This window comes from Sulfitobacter geojensis (assembly GCF_000622325.1).
Taxonomy (GTDB): Bacteria; Pseudomonadota; Alphaproteobacteria; order Rhodobacterales; family Rhodobacteraceae; genus Sulfitobacter; species Sulfitobacter geojensis.
In genome coordinates this window covers 104,223-124,105 of sequence record NZ_JASE01000005.1, presented here as the reverse complement: position 1 = coordinate 124,105, position 19,883 = coordinate 104,223, and the positions used below count along the sequence as shown (strand labels likewise).

Annotated in this window: 23 protein-coding genes and 1 tRNA gene; 13 read left to right on the top strand and 11 right to left on the bottom strand. The window is 54.6% G+C overall.

Features of this window, described 5'->3' with window-relative positions; translation table 11 throughout:
- The first annotated feature begins 73 nt into the window (after positions 1-73).
- Positions 74-149: transfer RNA gene (locus Z947_RS0102605), tRNA-Lys, on the top strand.
- A 79-nt stretch (positions 150-228) separates the two neighbouring features.
- Here the strand turns inward: Z947_RS0102605 and Z947_RS0102600 are convergent.
- A complete protein-coding gene (locus tag Z947_RS0102600; protein WP_025042754.1) occupies positions 229-1,110 on the bottom strand; it encodes a LysR family transcriptional regulator in 882 nt (293 codons plus the stop codon).
- Positions 1,111-1,242: 132 nt separating this feature from the next.
- On the opposite strand from Z947_RS0102600, the gene Z947_RS0102595 reads away from it, so the two are divergent.
- From Z947_RS0102595 to Z947_RS0102585, 3 genes are all read left to right on the top strand, one after another.
- Complete coding sequence (locus Z947_RS0102595) at positions 1,243-1,482, top strand: YjiS-like domain-containing protein (RefSeq protein ID WP_037938631.1); 240 nt, start codon at positions 1,243-1,245, stop codon at positions 1,480-1,482.
- A complete protein-coding gene (locus Z947_RS0102590; RefSeq protein ID WP_025042752.1) occupies positions 1,479-1,745 on the top strand; it encodes a hypothetical protein in 267 nt (88 codons plus the stop codon). Before Z947_RS0102595 ends, Z947_RS0102590 begins: the two co-directional genes overlap by 4 nt.
- 590 nt (positions 1,746-2,335) lie before the next feature.
- A complete protein-coding gene (locus tag Z947_RS0102585; RefSeq protein WP_162171859.1) occupies positions 2,336-5,110 on the top strand; it encodes an ATP-binding protein in 2,775 nt (924 codons plus the stop codon).
- Between the two features lies 1 nt (position 5,111).
- Here the strand turns inward: Z947_RS0102585 and Z947_RS0102580 are convergent, their stop codons facing one another.
- Together Z947_RS0102580 and motA are read right to left on the bottom strand one after the other, a co-directional pair.
- Positions 5,112-5,555 (bottom strand): hypothetical protein, encoded by a 444-nt coding sequence (locus tag Z947_RS0102580; RefSeq protein ID WP_025042750.1) that lies wholly within the window; start codon positions 5,553-5,555, stop codon positions 5,112-5,114.
- 4 nt (positions 5,556-5,559) lie between these two features.
- Positions 5,560-6,429 carry a flagellar motor stator protein MotA gene (gene motA, locus Z947_RS0102575; protein ID WP_025042749.1) on the bottom strand — a complete coding sequence of 290 codons (870 nt, stop codon included), beginning with the start codon at positions 6,427-6,429 and terminating at the stop codon, positions 5,560-5,562.
- Positions 6,430-6,598: 169 nt separating this feature from the next.
- Between motA and Z947_RS0102570 the strand changes: the two genes are divergently transcribed.
- Positions 6,599-7,195 carry a hypothetical protein gene (locus tag Z947_RS0102570; protein ID WP_025042748.1) on the top strand — a complete coding sequence of 199 codons (597 nt, stop codon included), beginning with the start codon at positions 6,599-6,601 and terminating at the stop codon, positions 7,193-7,195.
- On the opposite strand, the gene Z947_RS0102565 is transcribed toward Z947_RS0102570, so the two are convergent.
- The 3 genes from Z947_RS0102565 to Z947_RS22020 all read right to left on the bottom strand — a co-directional run bounded on the left by Z947_RS0102565 (position 7,192) and on the right by Z947_RS22020 (position 9,401).
- The gene (locus Z947_RS0102565; RefSeq protein WP_025042747.1) at positions 7,192-8,313 is read right to left on the bottom strand and encodes a flagellar motor protein MotB; all 1,122 of its coding nucleotides are present in this window, start codon (positions 8,311-8,313) and stop codon (positions 7,192-7,194) included. The two genes, Z947_RS0102570 and Z947_RS0102565, sit on opposite strands and share 4 nt — an antisense overlap.
- Before the next feature lie 137 nt (positions 8,314-8,450).
- Positions 8,451-8,912: a Ros/MucR family transcriptional regulator gene (locus tag Z947_RS0102560; RefSeq protein ID WP_025042746.1), complete on the bottom strand. Its 462-nt coding sequence runs from the start codon at positions 8,910-8,912 to the stop codon at positions 8,451-8,453.
- A gap of 276 nt (positions 8,913-9,188) precedes the next feature.
- Positions 9,189-9,401 carry a hypothetical protein gene (locus Z947_RS22020; RefSeq protein ID WP_156026612.1) on the bottom strand — a complete coding sequence of 71 codons (213 nt, stop codon included), beginning with the start codon at positions 9,399-9,401 and terminating at the stop codon, positions 9,189-9,191.
- Between the two features lie 254 nt (positions 9,402-9,655).
- On the opposite strand from Z947_RS22020, the gene Z947_RS0102550 reads away from it, so the two are divergent.
- The 5 genes from Z947_RS0102550 (at position 9,656) to Z947_RS0102530 (ending at position 13,067) form a co-directional block, all read left to right on the top strand.
- Positions 9,656-10,354, top strand: a complete 699-nt coding sequence (locus Z947_RS0102550; protein ID WP_025042745.1) for a response regulator transcription factor — start codon at positions 9,656-9,658, stop codon at positions 10,352-10,354.
- A gap of 373 nt (positions 10,355-10,727) precedes the next feature.
- Complete coding sequence (locus tag Z947_RS0102545; protein ID WP_025042744.1) at positions 10,728-11,174, top strand: hypothetical protein; 447 nt, start codon at positions 10,728-10,730, stop codon at positions 11,172-11,174.
- 234 nt (positions 11,175-11,408) lie between these two features.
- The gene (locus Z947_RS0102540; RefSeq protein ID WP_025042743.1) at positions 11,409-11,810 is read left to right on the top strand and encodes a flagellar biosynthesis regulator FlaF; all 402 of its coding nucleotides are present in this window, start codon (positions 11,409-11,411) and stop codon (positions 11,808-11,810) included.
- A gap of 5 nt (positions 11,811-11,815) precedes the next feature.
- Entirely contained in the window at positions 11,816-12,235 is a 420-nt protein-coding gene (locus tag Z947_RS0102535; RefSeq protein WP_025042742.1) for a flagellar biosynthesis repressor FlbT, read from the top strand.
- A 7-nt stretch (positions 12,236-12,242) separates the two neighbouring features.
- Entirely contained in the window at positions 12,243-13,067 is an 825-nt protein-coding gene (locus Z947_RS0102530; protein ID WP_025042741.1) for a DUF1217 domain-containing protein, read from the top strand.
- 19 nt (positions 13,068-13,086) lie between these two features.
- Here the strand turns inward: Z947_RS0102530 and Z947_RS0102525 are convergent, their stop codons facing one another.
- The 5 genes from Z947_RS0102525 to fliF all read right to left on the bottom strand — a co-directional run bounded on the left by Z947_RS0102525 (position 13,087) and on the right by fliF (position 17,695).
- Positions 13,087-14,118 (bottom strand): flagellar motor switch protein FliG, encoded by a 1,032-nt coding sequence (locus tag Z947_RS0102525; RefSeq protein WP_025042740.1) that lies wholly within the window; start codon positions 14,116-14,118, stop codon positions 13,087-13,089.
- An 88-nt stretch (positions 14,119-14,206) separates the two neighbouring features.
- Entirely contained in the window at positions 14,207-15,028 is an 822-nt protein-coding gene (gene fliP / locus Z947_RS0102520; RefSeq protein ID WP_025042739.1) for a flagellar type III secretion system pore protein FliP, read from the bottom strand.
- A gap of 1 nt (position 15,029) precedes the next feature.
- On the bottom strand, positions 15,030-15,392 hold the full coding sequence (locus tag Z947_RS0102515) for a FliM/FliN family flagellar motor switch protein (RefSeq protein ID WP_138058646.1): 363 nt from the start codon (positions 15,390-15,392) through the stop codon (positions 15,030-15,032).
- A 12-nt stretch (positions 15,393-15,404) separates the two neighbouring features.
- The gene (locus Z947_RS0102510) at positions 15,405-16,046 is read right to left on the bottom strand and encodes a FliH/SctL family protein (protein WP_025042737.1); all 642 of its coding nucleotides are present in this window, start codon (positions 16,044-16,046) and stop codon (positions 15,405-15,407) included.
- On the bottom strand, positions 16,043-17,695 hold the full coding sequence (fliF, locus tag Z947_RS0102505) for a flagellar basal-body MS-ring/collar protein FliF (protein ID WP_240477553.1): 1,653 nt from the start codon (positions 17,693-17,695) through the stop codon (positions 16,043-16,045). The genes Z947_RS0102510 and fliF overlap by 4 nt, the downstream gene beginning before the upstream one ends.
- Before the next feature lie 179 nt (positions 17,696-17,874).
- Between fliF and Z947_RS0102500 the strand changes: the two genes are divergently transcribed.
- Genes Z947_RS0102500 through Z947_RS0102490 form a run of 3 tightly spaced genes read left to right on the top strand, consistent with a single transcriptional unit; the run spans position 17,875 to position 19,883 of the window.
- Positions 17,875-18,573 (top strand): flagellar basal body-associated FliL family protein, encoded by a 699-nt coding sequence (locus Z947_RS0102500; protein ID WP_025042735.1) that lies wholly within the window; start codon positions 17,875-17,877, stop codon positions 18,571-18,573.
- A gap of 10 nt (positions 18,574-18,583) precedes the next feature.
- Complete coding sequence (locus tag Z947_RS0102495; protein ID WP_025042734.1) at positions 18,584-19,537, top strand: flagellar motor switch protein FliM; 954 nt, start codon at positions 18,584-18,586, stop codon at positions 19,535-19,537.
- Positions 19,521-19,883 (top strand): SNARE domain-containing protein, encoded by a 363-nt coding sequence (locus tag Z947_RS0102490; RefSeq protein WP_025042733.1) that lies wholly within the window; start codon positions 19,521-19,523, stop codon positions 19,881-19,883. Before Z947_RS0102495 ends, Z947_RS0102490 begins: the two co-directional genes overlap by 17 nt.

The window sequence follows — 19,883 nt, the reverse complement described above, 5'->3', positions numbered from 1 at the left end:
CAGCAGGCGTCCAAAATTTAACGCTTTATGGGCTTGACCCCCCCGCCGCTCCTTTCTAAGTACAGCGCCTAGTGGGCCTGTAGCTCAGTTGGTAGAGCAACTGACTTTTAATCAGTAGGTCTCCGGTTCGAACCCGGACGGGCTCACCACTTTTATCCAAACCTGGTCAGGGACTTAGGTAAATGGTGTGAAAGTGGCGGGTGATACGATGACCCCCAATCTACCCCCTCAAAATCGGTTTGAGATAAAGTCGACAAAGACCCGAATCTTTGGCGCGAGATTTCGTTTGTCGGTGAACAATACCGCGACGTCAGCATGCTTCTGCGCGTACTCGGGGAACAACCGGATCAGTTTTCCTTCGGCGATTTTCCGGCTCACCAGATAGGTCGACAGCCGCGCAATCCCCAGTCCAGCGAGGGTTGCCAAATAGACGGCATGGGCGCTGTTCCCTTCGAAATTCCCCATCGCATCGACAGTATATGTTTTGCCGTCCAGCTCGGCCTGCCACGCGTTTCTGCCAACCGCATTCGATGTGCGCAGGCAATTGAACCGCGCGAGATCGCTAAAGGTCGCCGGGGTGCCGTGACGTTCAAGAAACTTGGGCGCGGCGCACAGGATGCGTTCGTTGGTCATGACTTTTTTGGTGATTAGGTTCTGTTTTCTGTTTTGCTCGGCAAAATTCAGGGCCACGTCAAAACTGTCTTCATCCAGATCAATCGGCCGGTCCGTCAATTCAAGCGAAACAGAAATATCTGGGTAGAGATCAAGAAATTCGGGCAGCACCGAAATGAGATTGGATTTGCCAAAGGCGACACTTGAAGCGATCCGCAGGTTGCCTTTGGGTTGGCCGCTGGCATTGGTGATATGCGCTTCGGCTTCCAGATATTTGTCGGCGACGGCCCTGCATTTTTCGTAATAGGCTGCACCTTCTTCGGTCAGGGTGACGCCTGCGCGTTTGCGGTGCAACAACCGGTGGCCGACATGGTCCTCAAGGTGTCCAATTTGTTTGCTGACGGCAGACGGGGTCTGTCCGCTTGATCGTGAGGCGGCCGAGATGCTGCCCATCTCAACCACTTTCACAAAAGCAAGCATTTGCGATGAAACGTCCATTTCTCAAAACACCCTTTCCAAAATGGCAAGGCACCTATGCGCAATCAGCGGGTTGGATAAGTGGCCTGTACGTCCTATCTCTGCATTGCAGCATAGATACTGCAGTGCAGCAATGTCGAAAGGAGCCCGCAGATGGCAATGACACTTTCACGCACAAATATTAAGCTGGCCAGCTTTCTGGATAGCGCCCGTGAGCACTATTTTCAGGCACGCGAAGCTGTGCATCAGGCCAGACTGCGCCGCGCCCGATATCGCGCCACTCTTTCCGAGTTGGTCGCCTTGTCGGATCGGGATCTGAAAGATCTCGGGATCGCCCGCGCAAACATCCGCAAGATTGCGAAACAGGAACTTCTGATAGGAGAAAACGAATGAAACCGACTGGAAACACAATGCAGGCACCGATCTTTGCACCTGCCTCCAAACTTTCCTTCGCGGCGATTCAAGCTGCTCCGAAGCAGCTGTTGACCACATTGGGCAAGGGCCTTTCAAAGGGGCTTACCAAGATCCAGATCAACCGGATGCAGTCTGTGTTGAACTCGATGAGCGATGCCCAGCTGGCTCAGGTCGGGATCGACCGCAGCCAGGTCAAAAGCCACGCCGAGTACCTGATTACCTACAAGTATGACGGCCTTTGAACGCATAGAATTTACGACATCAACCGCCCGCCTTGTAAAAGGCGACGTTGTCAGGTTTCGGACCTCGCTCCTCCCAGAGTCAATCTGAAACCGCCCTTAACGGTCTTTCCTCCCGAAACCCGTTATTTCTCGGCCAGCACGCTCATCCTCCTCCCGAGCTTGCTGGCCGATGACCCTTCCCCTTAATGCAAAACGACTGGCCTGTGAGGGCCGCAGGCCTCATCGATGTGGCACGTTTGACTGTTTCCATTTCGCGCGCATTTCGCCAAAAAACGGAATTTTGTCGCCAAAGCCCTAGTTTCGCCACATTTAGCTGGCACCTGTTACCATGCCCCAAGAGCGGATGATTTTGCGCTTTCCTTAGGGGCCTTTGCCAGAAGGCGACCCAGATTCCTTGCGGGGTGATCCCCCACAAAGGACAATAGGTGGCGCAGCCCAAGTGGCTGTTGGCGTTTCATGTATTCAGGATTTTGCACAGATCAAAAACGGCAAATGCACAGGATGCAGGTGCGGTTGTGTCAGATGCACATCCGGTTGGGTGGTTGTTATGGAACCTGCGCCAACACAGAACCATGCGAAAGCTGAACGGGATGACCGCTCTCATCTCCTCCTTGGACAAGCTGTTCCAGCTGCGCAAATTTTTCCTGTTCCGGGTGCTTTTGGTGGCGGTGACACTGGCCTGTCTCGGACCGGCGACGGCGCAGGATGTTCACAACGAGGAAACGGAAATTACTTTTGGTGTGCTCGCCTCTGAGGGGGCGACCAGAACGCTTGAGGCATGGGCCCCGACGGTTTCGCTGTTGAACGATACAGCACGGGACCAAGACCTGCCTTACCGCTTCCGGCTTGAACCCCACAACGAAGCCTCGCTGCTGGAGGGGTTGGGCCGCGGCGCGATTGACGTCTTTTTAAGCGACCCTGCTGCCTTTGTGACCGCCGAAGTTGAAGAGGGCGCGCGGGCGATATTGTCAGTGGCCCAGATGTGGCAAAACAAGACGTATAACCAGACCGGTGCCTTGGTCTTTACCCGCAATGACAGCCTGCTGCGCGGGTTTGAAGGTTTGGCGGGTCGCCGTGTGATGGCTATGGCCCCGAACGAGCTGACAGGTTGGAAGCTTGCGGTGCAGGAAGCGCGCAAATACCGGCTGGATCCCGAAAGCATCGGCGCGGATTTGCTGTTTTCAGGCGGGAACCAGCGCGAAGTGGTTTATGCCGTGCAGAACGGTTTGGTTGATGTCGGGGTGATCCGTGCCGGTGTGCTGGAAAACCTCGCCAAACAGGGCATTATCAAGCTAGATGATTTCCGTCCGGTTGCACCGATGGCACATGCCGGTTTCCCGTTCTGGGTCAGCACACCCTTGTTCCCTGACTGGGTGATGGGATCAATGCCCAACGTGCCGGATCAGGCGCTTGGGCTGTTGATCGGGACGTTGCTTGCCGTGGATGCGCAAAGTCCGCAAGCGCGCGCCGCAGGTGGCATTGTCTGGCAGGCCCCGCAGAATTATCTGCCGGTTCATGATCTGTTGATCTCGCTTCATGCGCGACCATACCAGAATTACATCAAGCAAGCAGGGGCGCGTATTTATCGGGCCTATAAATGGCCGACACTGGGGCTGGCGGCTCTGATCGGCTTTTCGATCTTGCTCTTGCTGTTTGAACTCAGCCGGACAAAGCGTTTGGCCGAAAACCGGAAAGATGTATTGCACTCCGAAGTCCGCTCGAAGCAGTTTTATCGCAACGCCATCGAGGACCACACGGTCTTTTGCATGCTGACAAAGGACGGTGTGATTTCCCATGTGAATGACCACTTTGTCGCAGTGTTGGACCGCAGTCGCGGCAGTCTGGTTCAGAACCCGTTCGCGGACATATTGGACGAAAGCAATCAGGACGTGCTGAAGTCCCAGGTCATGCGGGCGATGCAGGCAGGTGCCACATGGGAAGGGGCGCTGCAGTTGTTGAAGAGCAATGGCAAAGCGGCGTGGTTGCAATGCACCGTCATTCCGGTGGCGGGTGCGTCAAAGGCGTTGGGTGAAATTGCCATTGTCGCGTCGGATGTCACACAGACGCGGGCGGGCGTTTCCGAGAAACGGTTTAACAATACGCTTGAACTGATCCAGGATCAGGTTGTGGTGCTGCGCCCCGGGACGATGGACGTGCTGTTCGTCAATGCCGCAGCGGAAAACCGGCTGATCAAGGGCCGTATGGGTGGTGGTTGGAAAGGCAAGACAGCCGCCAACTTTATCAGCAACGAAGATTTGGAGGCCCTGAAGAAAAAAGCCGCCGCTTTGGCGAATGGGCCGGAACGTCGGATGACATGGGAAGTGACCGCAAAAGGCGACATCACGTATGAAATCAGTCTTGAATACGCGCAACCAGATCAGGAAGAACCGCGTCTGATCGCGATCTACCGCGACATTTCAGAGCGCAAAGAGATCGAGAAGGCAAAGACCGCCTTTATCGCAACGATCAGCCACGAATTGCGTACACCGCTTACCTCGATCAAGGGCGCGCTCGGATTGACCCTGTCGGGGGCGACCGGTGAAATGCCGCCCAAGATGAATAACTTGGTCAGCATGGCCGCGACAAACTGCGAGCGCCTGATCACATTGATCAATGACATTCTGGATCTTGAAAAGATCGAGGCCGGAAAAATGGACTACAAGCTGGAGACCTTTGATCTCGGCAAGATGCTGACCACCGCTTTGGACACCAACAAATTCTTTGCCGACAAGTTTGGCGTGGCTGTGCGCAGGTTTGCAGATGAACATGACGGCCCCGCGCTGACTTATGGCGACCCCACGCGCCTGACGCAGGTTGTCGATAACCTGATGTCGAATGCGGCCAAGTTCTCTGATGCGGGATCAGAAATTCAGGTTTCGTTGAAAGAAGTTGCCGGTCGCTGGCGCATCTCTATTCGCGATTATGGTGAGGGCATTCCGAAACACGCCCAGCCCACGATGTTCGACAAATTCACACAAGCGGACAGTTCCGACACACGGTCCAAGGGGGGGACCGGATTGGGCTTGTCGATCGTCAAAATGATTGTCGAGCAACATCAGGGGCGCATTTCCTTTGTCAGTGAGGAAGGGGTGGGCACAGAGTTCTTTATCGATCTGCCGGTGGTGGTTGGCGAAACCGTGATGCCAATACCGGAAGCGGAAGAGAATATTCAAAACCCGCAGCAATTTTCAACGGATGCGATTGCAGGCGAGATTGATCGAAATCAGGCCCGCGCGGATCGGGCGCCGGTTGCGGTGTTGGAACAGGGCCGCATGTCGGGACAGGACAGCGATGTTGTCAAAAGCCACAGTGGCGAGGGCATCGTATCGAAGTTCTCAAGCGCAGGCGGTCGGCGGCGAAGCTAACTCACTGTGAAAGTTTGCCACTACGGGCAAGCATGAACAGGGCCCGCCCCGCATCATCCATTTGCGAGGCGGTGGCACGGGCCTCTTCTATTGCAACTTCCGTTTTCACGCGTTGTAAAACCTGTTCAGTGGTCTTGGCCTCGCGAAAGGCTTTAAACAGCTCTTCCTCAATGGCTGCGGTTTTTTCGGCCGCCGCAGCTTGTCGTTCTGCAAGGTCTTCTTGGCGCAGTTTCACGGAGTTCAAATAGGCGGGAAGGAAGATGCGGGTATCTTCTGTGCTGTCGGCCGCTTCGCGCACTGCGTCCTCGTGCAGTTTGACGCTTTGGTCCGATAGATCTTTCTCGGTCGCGCGACGTTCGGTGAGATCAGCGCCGATCGTTTCCATCTCGTGCTGCTTGATCCGGTCAATCAGCTTCAACGCCGCCATACGGTCGCGCAGCGCCATGTTTTTATGCCGCCGCTTGCATGTTCTGGCGGGCTTCTTCCATCTCGTAAAAGGTGGGCTGTAGCGAGGTCGGAATGTTACCGCGCCCGATTTCAGTGCAGATGGCAGGCGAATGATTGTGCAGGATCGCGATGAAAATATCGCGGATCACGCCGTAATAGATGCCATCCTGATCTTCGATGGCCTGAAGCCGGTTCGCAATTGGTGAAACGAAACAGTAAGCCAGAAAAACGCCAAGGAAGGTTCCCACAAGCGCGCCACCAATCATGGCCCCAAGAACAGCTGGCGGTTTGTCAATGGATGACATGGTCTTGATAACACCCAGAACCGCCGCAACGATGCCGATGGCAGGCAGCGCATCCGAGACGGTTGTCAATCCATGTGGTGCCACCAGCGCCTCGTGGTGGTGTTTTTTGAGCTTCCGGTTGATCACATCTTCGGCCTGATAGGGGTCGTCGAACTGCAAGGCGAGCATGCGGAAGCTGTCGGTGATCAAATCAATCGCAAAATGGTCGTTCTGCAGTTTGGGGTATTGCGAAAAGATCGAACTTTCCATTGGTTTTTCAATGTGTTCGTCCAGCGACAAGATGCCGTTCTGCTGATACATCCGGGCCAAAGTATACATCAGGTTCAGCAGGTCAATGTAATCGGCTGGCTTCCACTTCGGGCCCTTCATCGTCTTGAGAAGACCCTTGCCCGCCCCTTTGAGGTTCGCAAAGGAATTTGCGGCAATGAACGATCCCAACGCTGCCCCGCCGATCATCATGCCCTCAAAAGGAAGGGCGTGCATGATGATGCCCATTTCCCCACCGGAAAGCATGTAGCCGCCGAAAACCATGCCCAGAATAAGGATAAATCCCAGAAGAATAGTCATATCATGCCCGCCCGTTCATTTTTAGTGACCATGCTTAATATTTCGCCAAATTTCAAGGATAGTTGATAGATGTTAAGTATAAAGTTTAGAATAGCAAATACAGTTGACACCACAGTGCGACGAGATACATGTTTAGTGGTATCTTACCTGAAACCGGAGGCCCCGCTTTATGACTGACACATCAAGCATTCTGGTTGTCTTGATAGATGCAGATGACGTGAAACATGTCTTTGCAGCGTGGCCGGATCATATCTGTTTGGCGGCGTGCCTAACGCGGGACGGCGATTGCAGCATGGTCGTATTTCGCAGGGACGAAAGGCATGCGGTTCCGCAGCGGTTGTTGGGAATTTTGGCCGCCCGCAGCGACGAGGTGTGTTTCGTTCCAAAGGTGCGCGGATTTGAAACCAGACATTTCCTGTATTCTGATGAACGTCGCTTGATGGCTTTGGTGGCTTCTGATCCTGACCTGTTGGACGAAGCGATTGATTATTCGATAAATTATACCTACGCGTTGGAGGAAGGGTTGGACCCTGCTGTTGTGCTTGGGTTGCGCCGCCCCGCAGAACCGGCGGTGCCATATAAACCTGTAGCACCGGTTGTGGCCAAACGCGCCCCGTCTGTCCCCCAGCCCGAAGCCCCGAAAGCGAAAACAGAGCTTAGCCCGCTATTGCCGGAATTCTTGCGCAAATCCGCCGAAGGAACGCGCCGGCCAACGTTCGCAAGTGTGCGCAAAGCCAAAGAGGGGATGCTTGCCGCGCTGTCCTAGCGCAGCGCATTCCGCAAGTTCTGAAATACCTGATCGCCGATTGGTGCAACGGTTGGCGGCGCAAGATTTGCCTGTTTCACCATAGGGTCGTCTTCACGTTTCGCGGGCGTATCGGGGGATGTCATCGCAGCATCCTGAACCGGTTTAGCCGAAAGCGGCACCTTATCCTGATAGCGGACCATGATCGAAATCCGGCGGTTCGACGGATCTGTGGGAGTTTCAGGCACCAGTAACTGGGTGTCTGCCATGCCCGAGACGCGAATGATGCGGTCCCGCGAGACGCCGGATGCTTCGAATACGCGGCGCGTGGCGTTGGCGCGATCTGATGAAAGGTCCCAATTGTCGTATTTCGCGCTGTTGGCAAAGCGGATGGCATCGGTGTGGCCGGAAAGCACAATAGGGTTCGATAGCGCAGCCAGCGAGGTACCGAGGTTGCGCAACAAGGTGTCAGTTGCACCGGTCATTTCGGCACGCCCGCTTTGGAACATGGGTTTGCCTTCCTGATCAATGATTTGAATGTGCAGCCCTTCGGGCGTTTGTTCAAAGATCACATTTTGCATAAGCGGGTCGAGATCGGGACTGTCCTGCATGGCTTGCCGGATTTCGTTCTGCAACTGCTCGAACTTCATATCGTCAAGCGGGTGCTCGGCACCGGATTTACCGTTGGACGCTTCTGCAAGCTGATGTGTTTCGCTTACATCAGCGGCTGCCGGGTTCTCATGTACGCCTTCTTGGCTGCCCTGGACCTTCTCTTTGGGATCAGAGGTTGAGGTGGTGTCGCGCACTTCCCATTTTGAAGGGGCCGGATCATCAATTTTTCCCAACTCGGATCCGCGCGCAACGACGCTGCCGTTTGATGCGGTAAGTGTACCGGGAGGGCCAAGTGTTGATCCATCCAGAACACCGATGCCGCCTGGCATGGATGCATTGGTGAAATATTCAGCAATACCACGGAGTTTCTGTTCGTCCGAACTGGCAAGGATCCACATCAACAGGAAAAAGGCCATCATCGCAGTCATAAAGTCGGCATAAGCCACTTTCCAACCGCCACCATGGTGGCCGCCACCTTCGATGATCTCGTACTTCTTAAAGATTTTGGGCTGCGTGTTCGCTGCCATTTGCTCTGCCTCATAACGCCGAATTTATCGGTCGTTTTGCGAAGCTGCTTCTGCTGCCACGCGTTAAGGCATGATAATAGCGGTAAACAAGGGGTTAGCAGGGCTGAATTGTGGCAATTTTGGGGCAGCGGGCCCGATTACAGCGTCGGTGCAGCATCCTGCGCGGGGGAATCTTCGCGTGCGTATTTACCCAGTCCGATCCGTTTGGCGTACTCTGCCTTGCGGATGGAGTAATTCGGGGCGACGAGAAGATGTTCTTCGGGCAGGCCGAATTGTGCACGATACTGCTGCTCGGAAAGCCCGTGCTCGGCCTTGAGGTGTCGTTTGAGCATCGTAAAGGATTTGCCGCAACACAGACAGGTCACGGTGTCATCAGATACCGACTGATCAATCGCCACCGCAGGCCGTGCGGTTTGCAGGCTGTTAATTGCTGCGGTTTTCTGTTCGGGCGTGATCGAGCTGGCGTTGTCGCCAAGTGCGGCCGGCAGGCTGCGCGCCAAGGCGAGCACATCCTCAACGGTTGCGTTTTCGCGCGCGGCAAAGCTGGTAAGAACGCTTCGCACTGCTTCAGATATCAACATGTTGCTTCTATCTTCCATTTGCGCACTCTCTCCTCTGACGTTTTGCCCTGCGAACCCAGGGCGCGATAATCCGTTTCAGGTGAGAGGCTGTTTTTGCGTCCCGCGAATGTTTTTGCACAAAAAACGAACATGTCAAGAACAGTCTAAGTTTAAGCGCTTTTGGGCCTTGAATTTCAATCTATAGGCGATTTTTCTCCTTCGATGGCGTCAAAGTAACGCCTGCAAAGAGCCGATCCTAAGAAGAGTGGGCGAAAGAATTTTTCGGCAGCCTCAGCTGTGCGTCCTTCGTTTGGCTCAATGAATGGATAATCTGGTGCCAAAACCCAATGGGTTGTCTGATTTGCGCGTGACATCATCCGTTAAAATACCTGATTGCATCACAACCAGATGGGCGCTGCGCATGGCTTGTTGAAGGAAAATATCATTTTTTTCTATAGAAATTAAATGCTTAAGTCGCTGTGCCGCCGCTATGGCGACCTTGTGCGGGTGGTCCGTAATGCTTGTCATAGTTCTACCTAGCTTCCAGGTTCGATCAGGCGCTTCTGCGACCGTGACACCATGTATGTAACGGCGAAAGTTAACAAAAGGTTTCAGTTTTAGAGATTTGCAAGAATTAGAGCTATGATGCCTAAGAACAGCGAAGGGATAAAAAAGATCAAAATGAATTGAGTTCAGCGCAATTTTGGCGCTGTATGGGGGTCTGTTCCGATTCTCGAGTTGCATTGTTTTTGTGTTTTTGCCGATAGTTGACGGATGTATCAGTGAGTCAAAACAAGCCAACCTCCCTTTTGATTACCAGCGATAGCCGGTTAAGGAATCCGCTCAACTACCTGTTTTCTGTCGTCCTTAAGCATGACCTGGAAGTGGTCGAAGATGCCGACGCGGCACGCGGAGTTATGAGGGCTGATCAGCCGGTCAAATCCGTGGTTGTGCACATGCCAGGCCGCGAAAGTGAGGCGCTGGAGATTACCCGAACTGTGAAATCCACGGGTGGGCCTAATATCGTCATCATGCTTGCGGCTGAGCAGGATAATCTTGGGGTCGATGCATTCTTTGCCGGTGCGGATGATGTTGTTGTCTGGCCGTGCAGTTTGCGTGAACTGGCCGTCCGATTGTTTGTGCGTCTCGGTTTGCCGTTGGATGACGCGATTTTGCAAACGGACGAAGGCAGTTGGAATGCGCGCGCTTATATCGCTGATCGGGCGGGGCTGACCGTATCGGAAGCTCAAGTGATGCACGTTTTGTACACGCATGACGGGGAAACTGTCAGCCGTGACGCGTTGAGCCTTGCGGTTGATGCGCGGCCCTGGCGCTATGGGGATCGCAAGTTCGATGTTCATGTGGCCAAGCTTCGCAAGAAATTGTCGGACACTTTCGGCGACAAGGTTTCTGTGTCGACGATCCGTTCGTTGGGATATCGGTTGGTCACCAAGGGTGCCAACATTTTTGATCCGGCCTGAAACACCCCTCATCAGAATTCTCTGATCGGACTTGAAAGCCGTCGATTTTCGACCCGCTACTTCAGGTTGGGAGGTTTGCGAATTTCGCAACTGGAGTTTTGTAAATCGTTCAATCCGTTGCCCACTGATCAAGTTGACGAGTGCACAACAGCTAGGCGCAGCGGATTTTCGGGATACTACATTTAGACGGCTGAAATTTAATGGAAATTTGCAATAATTCATCCGGAGGTTGAGATTTTGCCGTTCGGAGAGGCACTAAACCGGCAAGTCCGCCGAGGTCGGAACCCCTGAAAAAATTAACACTTTGGCCATTCAATCTCACCTTAAGCGGGAATAATCTGGTGGTGCAGAGAGAGTTTTGGGGAACGGATTAATGAATATTGTCGAGCATATCTGGAGTGGCACACTGGAGCTTCGTGATGAGGCGAACCTGCCGCCTCTTGGCAAAATTCTGAATTCTCTGCTTGCCGCACCGATGATCTGTTTCACGACAAAACAGGGTGGTCCTAACGTCCAGCCCGTCGTCAGCTATGCGGCTGACGAGGTTTTGCCGGGGGCAAGCTTGGCCGATGTGCTGTTCGAAGAGTTCGGCATCGAAATTTGTGACCGCACCATCGTCTTGATCGAACCTGCCGAAACCGGGAAGGCGTTTGTTCTGTCGAGCCAGGATCTTGGGCAGGCTTTGGGCCAGGTTCTTGTCGATCTTTCAAAGCTCAGCATGGGCCGCGCCGCAACAGGCAATGGACAGGTTGTCACGGAAGTTTCTGCCAAGGCCCAGCAATCTGAAAAACACCCGGAACTGATGAGTTTGGTTCAGTAAACCCAACGACCACTGCGCAATAGATTGCCCGTCGCAACTGATGTTGAGGCGGGTTTTTCATGTGTAAGTCATAGATTCTAAATGTTTTTAACAAGGTGTGTTCAAACCGACACTATTTTGACCAATAAGGGTGAAAATTGATGCCGCGGTGAAAATAACAAGAACGTTAAATTTCCCTTAACCGCGACTCGTTAAAGATTAATGTGAGGCAGAATAAAAACATAGGTGACGAGAATGAGTGTAACCGCGTACAAGCGGACCATCTCGCACACGGAAGCGCCACGCCAGATTGAGCGTCGCATCCTTGCGCAGGTGACTTCAGAGTTGGAATCGCAATATCAAGCGTTCGATAGCGCTGAAAGACGTCTGGATCGTCTGCAGATTCTGGCGGACGGTCTTCGGCATACGTTGGTGAAAAACCAGATGGTTTGGTCGACGTTCAAGATGGATCTAACCGAAGCTGAAAACGGACTGACGCCCGAGTTGAAGGCAACGCTGATCTCGATCGCGATTTGGGTGGAATCCCATACGCAAGGCGTCCTTGCCGGCGGCAAACTGGTCCGGCCGCTGATTGATATCAACCGCAGCATCATAGATGGGTTGAGCGGTCGCAGTTTTGAAACAGCAGCGGAGTAAGTGACATGGCACTCCGACTGACGTTGAAACCGAACGAACGTATCTTGATTAACGGCTGTGTGGTCCGCAACACGGACCGGCGACAATTGTTGGTGATCGAAAATCACGCTGATATCGTACGCGAGGCGGATCTGCTGGGCGAAAGCGAGGCGCGCACGCCGGTAAAGGAAGTCTATTTCTTTATCCAGGCCGCACTTTTGGATCCCTCAAAGCGCAAAAAGCTGGTTCCGATCATCCAGAAAAAGCTCGCGCAGTTGGTGCCGGTTTTTCATGATGAGGTGGGCGAACATATCTTTGAAGCGGCCGGTCATGTGTCACAGGCTGATTTTTACAAAGCAATGCGCGCCCTGCGCCCCTTGATGGAATACGAAGACCGGTTGTTTGAAATGATCCACGCAAAGGCCGCCGCAACCGCGGCGGAGTAGGGATCAGATGATCGGCATCTCGGGTCTTTCCAGCGGGGCGGCGCTTCGGTTGATCGATTCCACACGAGACCAGCAATTGGTTTCGATGCGCAACGATGCCGCAAACAAGCGCGGCGAAGAAGCGTTTCGCGACCGTATCGGAAGCATCACAACGCCCCAAGAGCTGGTCGCTGATTTCGAGGTCTATAGTTTCGTGATGAAAGCCTTTGATCTGGAAGACCAGATTTTCGGGAAAGGTATGCTTCGCAAGGTACTGGAAAGTGATCCGGTTGCGCCGGAATCCCTGTTGAACCGGCTGACAGACGAACGGTTTCGCGAACTGCATTTGGCGTTAGGATTCACTACGGAAAACGGGCCGCAGGTACCTGATTTTACGGATGCGGCGTTCCTTGATGACATCACGGGTCGCTTTTACAACCAGCAATTCATCAATGCGAACGACGCGCAGAATTCGACCGTCGGCACCGTGCTGGAATTCCGTGAAGAAGGCGAAAGTATTGGCAGTTGGTTCGATGTGTTGGCCAATGAGAAATTGACCAACTTCTTTCAGGTGGCGCTTGGCCTGCCCGAACAGATTTCAGGGCTAGATCTGGACAAGCAAAAACAGCTGTTCGAAGATAAATTTGATCTCGCTGATTTGGCTGATCCGGCAGAACGTGAGCGGTTGATCTCGCGCTACGTTGCGATCTCTGACGTGATCAATCCACAGTCCTTTGCGTCCAACAGTGCTGCGGTCAATATTTTGCAAAATTCACAGATTGGTGCACAATTTGTATCCATTACGTTGGACATTGCGACAGTGAATTACAGCGCGTCGCAGCTATACCGTTGATGGCAGCTGGATCGGCGGTTTAGTCCGCCATATCTTCCATCATCTCTTCGGTTGTATCTGCCAATGCCACCGAACCATCCGCCAACAGGCGTAGCGCCCCTTCAACCAGTTGGCCCTGCGCTTCTTTTACGTCGCGCAACTTGATCGGGCCCATGGATGACATTTCATCTTGCAGCATACCCCGTGAACGGGCGGGCAGAGCTGAGAGGAAATGTTCGCGGATTTCTTTTTTGGCACCCCGCAGAGCCAGCGGCAAAGCGGTTGCTGTCACTTCGCGCATAATCTTACCCAGATGCATTTCGTTGAACTTAACCAAATCGTCGAAAACAAACATCTTTTGTTTGATACCGCCAAACTGTTCGGGGCGGCGCTGCTCAAGCTCGGATGAAATCTGGTTGAACAAATCCCCGTCGAGCTTGTTAAGGATCGAAACCAGGTGCCCCTCAATCCGCGCTTCGGGGCTGTTGTTGGCCTTGGCCAACACATCTTCGCGCAGGGTATTTTCGATGTTCTGGATCGTGTCTGACGGCAGGTTTTCCATCGCCATAATGCGTTCGATCAAATCGGGTGCCCGTTCGGGGCCAAGCAGCGGCAACACCTTGGCTGCGGCGTCGGGGCGGATGCGGGTGAGAATAACAGCAACCGTTTGATTGTGTTCCTTACGCAGAAATTCGACCAGTTGTTTTTCGTCCAGATCGGACAGATCTTTCCAGACGTTGCCGGTGGTGTTGCTGTTAATCTCTTGCAAGATGTCGGCAACGCGATCTTCCGGCAGGAATTCACTTAGCAGGTTGCGCGCGGCATCAATGGAACCGACAACACCACCCTCGTGGTTAATCTTCTCATCGAATTCCTCAAGAATACTTTCGACAATACCGGCGTCGATTTCACCCATATTCGAGATCGCGGTTGTGATTTGACGAATTTCAGCCACGTCCAGTTGCTGCATCAATGCGCCGCCGCGCCCCTCGCCAAGGCACAGGAACAGAACCGCAGATTTCTGCGCGCCCGTCATGCGGCGGTGCTTACGAAGGGGGACAAATTGGCTCATGACAGGCGTGATCCGAATGAAGGCGGGCGTTAGGTAAGGATAAAGCAAACTATCCTTGAATCAAATGGCTTTCTTGAAGGCGCGACGATTAACCGGAGAGATATGACTGGATCAACGACCCTGCCAGCATGTACCAGCCGTCGATCAAAACAAAGAAGATCACCTTGAAAGGTAAGGACACCAGAACCGGCGGCAACATCATCATACCTGCGCTCATCAGAACCGAAGCGACGATCAGATCAATAGCGACGAAAGGCAGATAGATCAGGAACCCGATGGTAAAGGCGCGGCGCAACTCTGAGATCATGAAGGACGGGACCAATACGCGCCAGCTGGGGCCGTCGTCGTCATCCTCGACCGCTTCGGCGGTGTCATTGGCGATGTCCGTGAAAAGCTGGATGTCCTTGTCACGGGTGTTTACCAGCATGAAATCATAAAACGGTTCCGAGATGTTGCGGATCGCTTGTTCTTCGGTGATGGCATTGTTCATCAGGGGTCTGATCCCGCCCTCCCAGGCGTCTTCGAACACGGGTTGCATGACGAAAAAGGTCATGAACAACGCCATTGCGTTCAGCACAATATTGGGCGGTGTCTGGTTCAGACCCAAGGCCAGACGCAGCATGGAAAACACGATCACAAAGCGGGTAAAGCTGGTCATGACAACCAGCAAACCGGGGGCGACGCTGAGCGTCGTGATCAGCACGAAAAGCTGGATCAGACGTCCCGACAAACTGGCCCCCGCATCGCTGCCCGGTTGCACGCCGCCCAGTTGCGAAGACAGTTCGCGGATCAACCCACCCACCTCTGTTTCCTGCGCAAGGGCGGGGGCCATTGTGACAAGCAACACCAGCGGCAAGGCCATGATGGCATTCACCACAGGGCGACGGATGGGCAGGGCAGAGGGGTGCATTTTAGCTGTCTGTAACAAAATCTTTGACGATTTCGCGCAGCGCAACACCCAGCATGTCGCCTTTTACCCGCACCAGATCACCGCGGGCGACAAGCCGGTCATTGATCATCAGATCAACGGGTTCGCCGACGCGACGGTCCAGTTCGATCACTGATCCTTTGGTAAGGTTCAGCAATTCGGAAATCGGTATTCTGCTACGGCCCAACACGGCGCGCACGTCCAGTTTGACACCGAAAATTGCATCCAGATTTTTACCAGTGGCCTGCGCATCGGCGCCGGCTTTGGGGTCGGTTGCGTTATCCTTGACCGGTTCTGCCTTGGCGGCGTCAGCGGTGGTTTCTGCTTCGTCGTTGTTTTCCAACATCTATCTGGCTTCCTACGTCGCTTCGTTATAGTCGTTTGCAGCTTGCGTCAGTGCCTGAAGCATCTGCGTGCAGGCGGTTTCGAGGTCATATTCAAGGCGACCGCCCTTCCAACGCACCTGCGCTGAGCCACGCGGCATGTCAGGGTCCGCAAAAATATCGATTTCCGCTGTATGAGACGCGATCGTTAACCAAGAGGTCGCTTCATCTTCCAGAACCGCGACAACGTCAGGACAGGCGGTGATGGTGAGTTCCGGTGAGGTGCGGCTTTGTTGGACGGCCTGTTTGATCCGGTCGGCGGCCAGTTGCGGGCCATAGTGACCGATCAATTCCGGCACCAAGCGTTCCGTGATGCCCAAGAACAGTTCGATGATGTCACGCTCGGTATCCGACCGGTCGCGGGTGTCCTGTGCAACCAGCTGGGCCAGGCTTTCCTGAATGAGCTGGCGTTCTTGTTCGAACCGCTCGGCAGCGCCGGCGTCGAATTCCGCTTTCGCTTCCTTACGGCCAAGGTCACGCCCCGCCTCAAAACCCTCTTTGCGGGCGGTTTCGAGTTGTTCCTTCAAATCGGCAATGGCCGTGACTGTAGCGGCAGCATCACGGTGGGTCGATTGCTCGGTTTCGGCGTCGAAGTTATGATCGAACAGGGTGATCACGCTTCAGCCTCGGTGGTCAACCACGACCGCATCACACGCAGCACATCTTCGGGTTTTTCATCCGCAAGGCGTTGAATTCTATCGATATTGCCCTTCTGGATGCTGCCGCGGATGCCCTGTGTCGTGACATATTGCTGATCACCCACCGCAATGTCGTCCTCGACGACGGCCGGTGCCAGCTTGCGCGGTTCGGTGGCGTCACCGGTGCCAGCTGTGGAGGACAGCAGCTTTGCCTCGGGCGTCCCTGCCGGTTTGTCCGGCGCATTCAGGGCCTCGCGTTCGGTTCGGTCTGATGAAAGCGCAGGGTCTTCGACAAGGTTAAGCGGGTCCGGCTGGTTCAGGCGGCGCAACATCGGGCGCACCCCGAGGATCATTACCAGCGCGACGATCAATAGGGCAAGCACGCCGCGAATGATTGGCACCATGCTTTCTGAAAGGCGATCCCCCAAAGTCTGGACAATCGGATCGCCCAGATCCATCGAGTAATCCATGAACCGCATGCTATCGACTGACACGCTATCGCCGCGGCCTTCTTCGAAACCGACGGCGGATTTCACCAGTTCGGTCAAGCGGTTCAGTTCTTCCGGCGTCCGTTCGGCATAGGCCACGTCGGAGCCTTCTAGGTTGTAGATACCGTTCACCAGAACGGCGACGGTCATACGGCGGACTTCGCCCGCTTCGCGTACGATTTCGCGGCGTGTGTTGCCGATCTCGTATTGCACCTGCTCGCCTGCTTCACTGCGGTTGGACGTGGCACCGCCGCCCTCGACCAAAGCTGCGGGTATGTTGTTTTCAACGCCGACATTGCCACCGTCTTCCGAACCGGTCTGACTCTCTGTACTGCTCTCTGTTGAACGCACAACTTGCTGATCGGGATCAAAGCTTTGCTCGACGATCACTTCACGCTGCGTGGTCAGATCGACATTGACGCGAACGCGGGCATTTCCGGCCCCGACGCGGGCGGTCAGGATGTTCTGGATTTCTTGCGACAGCCGGTCCTCGATGGAGGTTTTGGTGGACTGAATGCCGGTAGGCCCTTCGCCGCCAGCGCCCTCGGCCAAAATGGTTTCGCCGCTTGCAGACAACACCGCAACGCGTGAAATTTCCAGTTCGGGAACGGAGGAGGCAACAAGGGTGCGCACCGCAATCGCTTGTTTGCGGGTGATCGCGCGGCCGGCACCGGAGCGCAGAATAACAGAGCCGCGCGGCGAAGGCGCTTCGCGGGAAAACGGTTCGCGGTCAGGTAAAACCAGATGCACACGCGCAGATGAAATGCCATCGAGCGTCTGGATAGAGCGCGCCAGCTCCCCCTCCATCGCGCGGACGCGGTTGATTTTTTGCAGGAAGGAGTTCATCGCCAAGCCGCTTTTTTCGTCAAACAGCTCCCAACCGGGGTCGCCATCAACCTGAACACCGGTTTCGGCCAGCGCCATACGTGCACGCGCACCATCGGACCGCGGCACGGAAACCGAAGAGCCGTCTTCGGACACCATCACGCGAAACCCTGCATTGGTCAGGGTCGCTTCGATTGCGCTGGCGGAGGTCACAGAGAGATTGGAGTAGATCGGTGCGTAATCCGGCCGCGAGATCGTGTTCAGCCCCAACAGCAGCGCGACAACAACGGTGACGGCGGTGCCTGCCAAGATCATCAATCTTTGCCGCCCCAAAGATAGCAGGTTATCAATTAATCCTTGCACGGCAAACTCCACTGGACGTTGTGTTGACTATACATCATTAAAGCAGAGTTAATGCAAGTTTAAGTTCAAAAGTAAACTTGTATTTCATGCGGAAAGTGGCAATTATCCTTGGAAAGGAAAGACGGTAAATCATGGCTGCCAAGCCCGACCCAAAAAAGAAGTCTCCAGAAGCCGGCGCAGAGGATGCGGAGGCGCAAAAGTCGCGCGGGTCACGCAAAACCCTGCTTGCGGCCGCTCTGATGTGTCTTGTTTCGCTTGGGGGCGGCTTCTTTCTGGCGCGCGCGGCTTATCTTCAGGATGCCGAGGAATATGCGCCGGAGTATAAGGATGCGGAAGCCGCGGATGCGCATGACGAACAGGCGGATGCGCATGGGGGTGATGCGAAAAAGGGTGGTGCCAAGTTGCGCGAGGATTTAACGGATCCGCTGGCCAAGGATGGGCACGATGCCGAAAAGGCGATGGCGCTGCAGCCTAAGGACGACGGCGACGGGCACTCAGGCGCGGCTGTGGATAGTGGTCTTCTTGATCTTGGTGACATGCTGACGAATATTCAAAGCGTAAGCCCGCAAGGCACGCCAGACACGGCGTTTCTAAAGATCAACCTTGTTATCGCTTACCGGCCGGACGCAGAAGCGGGTGCGCTTATGGAAGAGCGTCAACCGTTCATCCGCGATCTTTTTAACAGCTATCTGCGCGGCCTGTCGGAGGCAGATCTGCGTGGCATGGGAGGGATCATGTACGTCAAGGCAGAGCTGTTGAAACGGGCGCGGGCCGCGGTGGGAAATGACCTGCCTCAGGAAATCCTGATCAAAGACCTGATAGTTCAATGAGGATGTGCGGGTGAACGAGGTACTTTCACAAAACGAAGTCGAGGACGGGAACGTCAGTCTGGTTGACGAGATCATCCGGCAATCCGACTTTACGTTTGACCGGCTGCCGATGCTCGACATTATCGGTGCGCGTCTGGTCGAAAACCTTGCCGAAGCATTTTCCGACCTGACCCGAACCAGTTGCGAAGCCAGCATGGTGTCGCTGGATTACATCACGATGGATCAGGTCGCCGCAGACGTACCAACACCCGTTCTGATGGCGGTTGGCATTGGCAAACCGTTCGATGGTGAAATCCTTATTGCGATCGACAAGGTAACCTTGTTGGCGACCAGTGAGTTGATGCTGGGGGGCAGTGCGAAAAATCTGGATGTTGACGGGGTCGAAAGCTTCACAGCAATCGAGTTGGGGTTTGGTGAGCGGGTGGCCGCAGCGGTGCTGGCGGAGCTCCAGCGGGCGTTGACGGTGGTGAGCGGCTCTGCGCTGGAGCTGGAGCGTGTCGAAACCGACCCCGAAGCCGCGGCAGTGGCGAAACACAATAGCCTATGCGCGCGCATCAAGGTTTCCGTTGCAATCGCCGGCCATCAGGGTGCGGTGGATGTCATCATCCCTTACGACGCGCTTGAGCCAATCCGGCCTGATCTGGGCAAGGTGTATTTCGGGGACCGCGGCGACGGGCAAAGCAGTTGGCATGACATGATCGGCAGCCAGATAGAGCGCGCCCATATGACGTTGGAAGTGCTGCTGGCTGAAGAGGCAATCCCGATTCAGCAGATCATGGCGTGGAAACCCGGCGATACGATTAACTTTGGCATCGAAGAAGGTCAGGACGCGACCATGATCTGCGCCGACACGCCGATGTTCAAAGTGTCCATTGGCAAACGCAACAACGGCTTTGTCGCCGTTCAAATCACCGAAGAACTGAAACTCAAAAAGGAGCTAGAAACAGATGGCGATGATAATTGACAGCGTAATCATCCTGCTTCTCATCGGCAGCATCACATACGGCTATATCGTGTCGCGCAAGGTGCGCATGTTGATGGCGATCCTGAAAGACCTTGAACCCTTGGTCGAGGAGTTTTCGTCGGCGGTAGATAAGTCGCAGGATTCAGTCAGCCAGATGCGCGATAACATCGAAGTTGCAGAACAGGTTCAGCATGCAGAGCCCGAAATGGAGCCGGAGCTGGCGCAGCAAACGGCCTTTTCCAGCCGCCGTGCCGCCCCGGTTGAAACACCCGGCCTGCGCGTGATGCGTGACAAGAAAGAACTGGTGCGCGCGTTTTTCGACACCCAAAGCACTGCGAAGGTATAA